Origin of the sequence: Caballeronia sp., from assembly GCF_049581465.1 — a bacterium.
Classification (GTDB): Bacteria; Pseudomonadota; Gammaproteobacteria; order Burkholderiales; family Burkholderiaceae; genus Caballeronia.
Genome location: NZ_JBAUSA010001330.1, coordinates 1 through 6,990 on the forward strand (window position 1 = coordinate 1; position 6,990 = coordinate 6,990).

Here is a 6,990-nt window from a genome sequence, read left to right on the forward strand (position 1 = left end):
GGCCACGGCCAGCTGACCGTCGGCGCGATCATGGGCGCCGCGCCCGACGTGCTTGCCATGGCGATCGCCGAATTGAAAAGCGAACGCCCGCTGCTCAACGTGCGGATCCTTGGCGAGACAAGCGACCAGGTGGTGCAATTGCTGCATCGCCGGGAAGTGGATCTCGCGCTGGGCCGCCTGACCACGCCGCTTCAACACAATGACTTCGACTTCGAACCGCTTTCGCGCGAGGCCATGCGACTCGTCGTGCGCGCGGTGCATCCGCTCGCGCGCGAAAAATCGATGACGCTCGACGCGTTGATCTCGTGGCCATGGATACTGCAACCGATCACCAGTCCCGCGCGGGCCTTGTTCGAAGAAGAACTGGCGAGCGCGAAACTGACATCGCCGTCAAACGTGGTGGAGTGCGCATCGATCTTCGCCACACTGCAACTGCTTCAAAATTGCGACGCCGTCGCGATGCTACCCGAGTCCGTCGTGCGCGATTACTTGCGCGCGCAACTGCTCGTGGAACTGCCCATAGAAATCGGCAAGAGTCTCTCAGGTTTCGGCCTGCTCAGGCGCAAGCATGAAACGCTCAGCGAGCCCGCTGAATACTGCATCGCGCTGCTGCGCAAGTATTCAGCAAGCTCGCTCATTGCAGGTTGACGAACAAGCCGCCATCGACCAGCAGCGATGCGCCCGTCACATACCTTGCGCGATCGGATGCCAGGAACGTGACGCATTGCGCCACGTCGTCGGGGTCGCCCAGCCGTCCCAGCGGAATGCGTTTTTCCATGTACGCGCGCTTGTCCGCATCGGCGAGATCTTCCGCGTTCAGGTCCGTCGCGATCGTGCCGGGCATGACCGAATTGCATCGGATGCCGTAAGGTCCAAGTGCGATCGCGCATGACTGCATCAGCGAATGAACCCCCGCTTTCGTCGGCGTGTAATGCGTCTGCATGCCCCCACCCACCAGCGCGCTGATCGAACTCGTCGCGACGATTGCACCGCCTGTGCCTTGCACCTTCATCTGGTTGGCGACCGCCTGCGTGACATAGAACGCGCCGTTCAGGTTGACGCCTATCGTGGCTTCGTACACTGACGCGGGCATATCGAGGAACGCGTGGAACGGACATATGCCTGCGTTGCTTGCGAGCACATCGACATGGCCGAATGCTTCGACCGCCTGCCTGACCAGCTCCAGTCCCGTCTCGCGTTGCGCCACATTGCCCTCGACCGCGATCACGCCTCGGCCGAGCGCCCTGATCTCGCCCGTGACCTCTTCGACGGCCGATAACCGGCCGTACGAGCGATCGTTGTCGCCCCAGTAGTTCAGCACGACATCCGCGCCTTCCTTCGCGCACGCCACGGCGATCGCGCGGCCGATGCCTCTTGACCCGCCCGTGACGATGACTACTTTATTTTCAAGCAGCACGGCAAACCTCAGTGTGTGTAAGGACGCGCGAGCGCGCATTCCGGATTGAGCCGTACGCCGAATCCCGGCGTTTCGGGGACTTTCATGCGCCCGTTGACCGGCACGGGTTCGTCGAGCAGAAGCGGGTTGAACATGGGCACGACTTCGTCGGCCTTCGGCGCCATCATGAGAAACTCGGCGAACGGCGAGTTGTGTCGCGTCACCACGAAGTGATAGCTATACACCGAAGAACCATGCGGCACGACAAGAACGTTGTGTGCATCGGCAAGCGCCGATATCTTGATCAGTTCCGTAATACCGCCGCACCAGCCCACGTCCGGTTGCACCAGGTCCGCACAGCCCATTTCGAACAGCATGCGAAAGCCCCAGCGCGTGGCTTCGTGCTCGCCGGTCGTCACCATCATGCCGCGTGGCACCGAGCGCCGCAGTTCGGCGTAACCCCAATAATCATCGGGCGGCAGCGCTTCTTCAATCCACTTCAGGCCATGCTCCTTCGCCGCATGCGCGAGGCGAGTGGCGTAGTTCAGGTCGAGGCTCATCCAGCAATCGAGCATCAGCCAGAAGTCGTCGCCGACTTTCGAGCGCATGTCGGCGAGTTTCGCGATGTTCTTCGCGAGTCCTTCCTCGCCTTCTGCCGGTCCGTGCTGCAAGGGCATTTTCCCGCCGATAAACCCCATCTCCTTGGCAAGATCGGGACGCGCGCCCGTCGCGTAAAACTGCAATTCATCGCGCACGGGTCCGCCGAGCAGATGAAATACCGGTTCCTTGCGCACCTTCGCCAGCAGATCCCAGAGCGCGAGATCGACGCCCGAAATGGCGTTCAGCACCACGCCCTTGCGCCCGTAGTAGAGCGTGGCGAAATACATCTGGTCCCACATCTTCTCGATGTCCGTCACGCGCTGCCCTTCGATGAATCGCGCAAGATGCTTTTCCACGATAAACGCGCCGATTTCGCCGCCCGTGGTGACCGCGAAACCGACCGTGCCGTCGCTCGCTTCGATCTCGACGACCAGCGAGCCCAGCACGTTGATGCCGAAGGACTGGCGGCTCTGGCGATACTCGGGATAGCGCGCCATCGGCGTGGAAATATGGTCGTCGATCCAGTGATCGGCGCCCTGGTCATGATAGTCGGCGCCGCCGCCACGAACAGTGAACGCGCGGATGTGGCGAATGGTTGGCATGGACATGATCGGACTCCGTTGAGGTTCGAATATTCTGTTAATCAGGACGTTTTGGCGGGTTTGCCATGCGTGTAAGGGAAAGAAGCTGCAGGCCGCACGAACACGGCAATTGCGATCGCCGCGAGCACGGCAACGAGCCCGAGCAGCACGAGGCCCGCACTCGTCGATGCGTAGATGCGCTCGGCGCTCGTGCGCACCATCGGCGCCACAAAGCCGCCGAGTCCGCCGAGCGAGTTGATGAGCGCGATAGCGCCGGCCGCCGCCGCGCCAGTGAGATAGTGCGTGGGGAAGGTCCAGAACAAGGGTTGTGCAGCAATCAGCCCGCTTGCCGCAAAGCACAGCGCGATCAGCGAGACGAGCGGCTGGCTTGCCAGCCCCGATATGGCGATGCCCGCGCCGGCAACCACCAGCATGATGACGGCGAGCCACTGATGCCGGCCATGCCGATCCGCATACCGAGGAACGAGCCACGTCACGAGCACCGCACATAGCCACGGGATTGCGGTGACGAAGCCAACCTTCGCGCCAACGTGCGTCCCAAGCAACCCGGCCACTTGCTGCGGCAGGTAGAAGATCACGCCATACACGGACATTTGCAGCAGGAAATACACCATCGACAGGACCAGCACCCGTGGATCGATCAGCGCAGCGAACACGCTGCGAGGTCCATGCGACGACGCATGTTGTGCGTCGCGAGCAAGCCGGGCGACCAGCAATTCCCTTTGCCCTGCATCGAGCCAGCGTGCATTGGCCGGCCCATTGTCGAGATACCAGAAAGCCCATACACCGACGATCGAGGCAAGCAACCCTTCCACGAGAAACAGCCATTGCCATCCGGCAAAACCCAATGCGCCGTGCAGATCGAGCAATGCGCCGGACATCGGACTGCCGAAAATAAACGCCAGCGGTGCGCCGAAATAGAACACGCCGAGTGCACGACCTCGCGAAGATTGCGGAAACCAGCGCGTGAGGAAATAGACGATCCCAGGAAAGAAGCCGGCTTCCGCCACGCCGAGCGCGAAGCGCAGCACGTAGAACATCGTGGCCGTGTGCGCGAACGCCATCGCAGCGGAAACCAGTCCCCACGTCACCATGATCCGGCACATCCAGAGCTTGGCGCCCACGCGATGAAGCAACAGGTTGCTGGGCACCTCGAACAGCGCATAGCCTACGAAGAACACGCCTGCGCCGAACGCAAAAGCGGCATCCGATAACCCCGTGTCGTGTTGCAGCGCTTTCTGCGCAAAGCCGATATTCGCGCGATCGAGAAACGCCAGCATGTACATCAGCAGCAGGAACGGCAGCAGATGACGCATCACTTTAGATGTGACGACGTCCTCCGCCGCGGCGGAATCGCTCATGCTTGTCTCCGGATATTTATTATGTGCGGGGCGTGACGGGGATTACTTTGTGTAGCGAAGAACCCTAATACGTCGCCCGGCCACCCGACAAATCGAACACCGACGCCGTGCTGAACGCACAGTCTTCCGAACTCAGCCACAGGATCAGCGAAGCCGCTTCTTCCGGCATGAGGAAACGGTTCATCGGGATCTTCGACAACATATAGTCGATGTGCTGTTGCGACATGGAGTCGAAGATTTCCGTCTTGGCAGCGGCAGGCGTCACCGCGTTAACCAGAATGCCGCGCGTAGCGAGTTCCTTGCCGAGCGACTTCGTCAGGCCAATCAGGCCGGCCTTCGAAGCGCTATAGTGCGACGCGTTCGGATTGCCTTCCTTGCCGGCCACCGAAGCAATATTGACGATCCTCCCGTAGCCTTCCTTGAGCATGTGCGGAACCACTGCGCGACAGGTCAGGTAGGGGCCAATCAGGTTCACGTCGATCACGCGACGCCATACGTCGGGCGCCAGTTCCCAGGTCGTGCCGTTGCCGCCCGTAATCCCGGCGCAATTGATCAGCACGTCGATCTTGCGATGGGTTTCGAGGGCTTGCTGCGTGGCCTTCTCGACCGACGCCTCGTCGGTTAGTTCGACCACCGCCACACTGACCTTGCCGCCTTTGGCTAGTTCGCCGCGCGCGCGTTCGAGCCGTTCCGCATCGATATCCCACAGCGCGACTTCCCCGCCTGACGCGAGCGCGCGTTCCGCTACCGCGTAGCCGATACCGCGTGCGCCGCCTGTGATCACCACCGTCCGTCCTGCCAGATCGATCTGGTTCATGCTGTCTCCTTGCGTTCGTCTATTCGCGCCGGCAACCGGGTCGATGCCGCTTGTGAGACAACTATAAAGCCCAGGTCATAGCAGAACAATCCGACTATCCGATGGACCGATAACGAAAGCGAATCGCCAGCGGTGAGCCGGCTTTGTTGGTTGGCTTAAGGCATGCCGTGCCTAAGTGGCACCTGCTAGGCACGTGCCGCAGCCCGCATCTGAGCCAGCAATGCTTCGCCCGACCATGAAGGACGCTCGGCGCTTCGCTCGGCTTCCCGCACGAGTTCGCATAGCCGTGCGTTTACCGGCGCGGTTTTCCCGAGGCGTTGGGCAAGCCGCACAACCTCACCATTTATCCAGTCGATTTCCGTGGCGCGTCCCGCCGCCAGGTCATCGGACATCGACGAGCGCGCGCGTGGATCGATGGTAAGCATCGCGCGGCCCAGCCGTTCGAACCATGCATCGGGTACAGCGAGAACACGCGGTATCCAGGTGGCCGGAAGCGGCGTTACTCTGGCTGGCCGTATGCTGGCCTGCTTCAAAAGCGCAAGCGCCTCTTTCTGTGCCATGGCGAGGCAAACGCGGTACGCACGCTGTGAGAGCTCCTCCTTCAAAGGCCGGTTCGATAGCGCGTTGATGGCGTTGTTGAGATTGAGCAGCAGCTTCGCCCACTGCACCGGCAACATGTCGGCGTGCTGGGTCAGCGGCAGACCCGCTTTTTTAAACTCATCGACGAACGGCCGCAACGCAGGCGTATGCCTGAGCTCCAGTTCACCCGCCGTACCCTGATGAAATGCGCCGGGGGCGCATTCGATCACATTGAACGGCACCATGCCCTCCAGCACCGCGTTGTTTGGCAGCGCGGCGCGCAGCACGTCCGCGTTGCCGACTCCGTTCTGGAAGCTCACGACGATCGCGCCCGGGCGAAGCACGTTCGCCAGTTCTGCCGCAGCCGTAGAGGTCGCAGCAGACTTGACGGTCACCAACACGAGATCGGCTGCGGCGGCGGTCGCCGCGTCCGTCGACACGTCGATCCGCTCTGGAGGCACGTGCCAGTGGCGATCGTCGTAGTGCGAAAGCGCGATGCCTCGACTGCGCAACTGTTCGCCCATGCGCGCACGCCCGACAAAACTAACCTCGCTTCCCGCTGCGAGCAGCCGTCCGCCGATATAGCAGCCAATGGAACCCGCGCCGTAGATACAGATCTTTGCCATACTGTCTCTCAAGTGACTTACCTAATTACGCCATTAATCCGCATAGCCGGGGTTCCGGCGGTCGAGTCGGCGGAGCAGCCCGGGCCACACCAACGCCCCTGCACCGGCACCCCGCGTCGCATCCCTGATCTGCTGCTTGATGCCGTCGAGAATCGGCCGCGCAATGGGGATCAGTTTTCCGCCGCCCGCCTGGGCACGCACCTGGATCATGCAGGCCGCTTCGAAGAAGTACATCGCGACGAAGGCGTCCGCCGGCGCGGCGCCCACGGTCAGCAAGCCATGGTTGCGCAGCATCAGGTACGTGTTGCTTCCAAGGTCGCTGACGAGGCGAGGCTTCTCGCCCTCATTGAGTGCGATCCCCTCGTAGTCGTGATACCCGAGGGACGCCAGCACACCCAGCGACTGCTGTGATAGCGGCAGCAACCCGCCTTCCTGCGCCGACACCGCCACGCCGTTGACCGAGTGGACGTGCATCACGCAATGGGCGTCTTCGCGCGCTGCATGCACGGCGCTATGGATCGTAAAGCCGGCCGGATTGACGTCATACAGGGACTCGGAAACCTTGCGGCCGTCGAGATCGATCTTGACCAGCGAGGAAGCCGTGATCTCGTCGAACATCATGCCGTACGGGTTGATCAGGAAATGGTGCTCTGGGCCGGGCACGCGCGCCGAGATATGGGTAAACACCAGGTCGTCCCAGCCAAACAGCGCGGTGAGGCGGTATGCCGCTGCGAGATTGACTCGCGCTTCCCATTCGGCAGGCGATACGTCGTTCTTCAGACCAGGATGAGATGAGCTCACGTCGGCACTCCTTATTTGATGATTCAAGCGATGGAAGAATGTGAGGCAACACGCAGCGTGTCGCGCACTCGGTCCGTGGTGCAACGCAACGCGCTGCGGTTGGTGCCGTCAAGGGTCAAGGGCCAAGGTCATTGCGCGTCAGATGCGAGTCCACATGATGTTCGCAAACCCGCCTAAAATCTGTCCGATACCCGACAGGTCGACGCGC

7 protein-coding genes are annotated in these 6,990 nt (G+C 61.7%); 1 reads left to right on the forward strand and 6 read right to left on the reverse strand.

The genetic code is table 11. The features are described 5' to 3' along the window. Positions 1-648: LysR substrate-binding domain-containing protein (locus WCA53_RS32100; protein ID WP_423921279.1), on the forward strand; the 648-nt coding region annotated here is incomplete at its 5' end. On the opposite strand, the gene WCA53_RS32105 is transcribed toward WCA53_RS32100, so the two are convergent. From WCA53_RS32105 to WCA53_RS32130, 6 genes are all read right to left on the reverse strand, one after another. Beyond that, positions 635-1,417 carry an SDR family NAD(P)-dependent oxidoreductase gene (locus tag WCA53_RS32105; protein WP_423921282.1) on the reverse strand — a complete coding sequence of 261 codons (783 nt, stop codon included), beginning with the start codon at positions 1,415-1,417 and terminating at the stop codon, positions 635-637. The genes WCA53_RS32100 and WCA53_RS32105 overlap by 14 nt on opposite strands. Before the next feature lie 8 nt (positions 1,418-1,425). After that, entirely contained in the window at positions 1,426-2,604 is a 1,179-nt protein-coding gene (gene rhmD, locus WCA53_RS32110; RefSeq protein ID WP_423921285.1) for an L-rhamnonate dehydratase, read from the reverse strand. A gap of 35 nt (positions 2,605-2,639) precedes the next feature. Next, positions 2,640-3,959: an MFS transporter gene (locus tag WCA53_RS32115; protein ID WP_423921288.1), complete on the reverse strand. Its 1,320-nt coding sequence runs from the start codon at positions 3,957-3,959 to the stop codon at positions 2,640-2,642. 64 nt (positions 3,960-4,023) lie between these two features. Further along, positions 4,024-4,776, reverse strand: a complete 753-nt coding sequence (locus tag WCA53_RS32120; RefSeq protein WP_423921293.1) for an SDR family NAD(P)-dependent oxidoreductase — start codon at positions 4,774-4,776, stop codon at positions 4,024-4,026. Positions 4,777-4,961: 185 nt separating this feature from the next. Further along, positions 4,962-5,981, reverse strand: coding sequence for a 2-dehydropantoate 2-reductase (locus tag WCA53_RS32125; protein ID WP_423921297.1), 1,020 nt, complete (start codon positions 5,979-5,981; stop codon positions 4,962-4,964). 33 nt (positions 5,982-6,014) lie between these two features. Beyond that, positions 6,015-6,782, reverse strand: a complete 768-nt coding sequence (locus tag WCA53_RS32130; RefSeq protein ID WP_423921300.1) for a class II aldolase/adducin family protein — start codon at positions 6,780-6,782, stop codon at positions 6,015-6,017. Positions 6,783-6,990 lie beyond the last annotated feature (208 nt).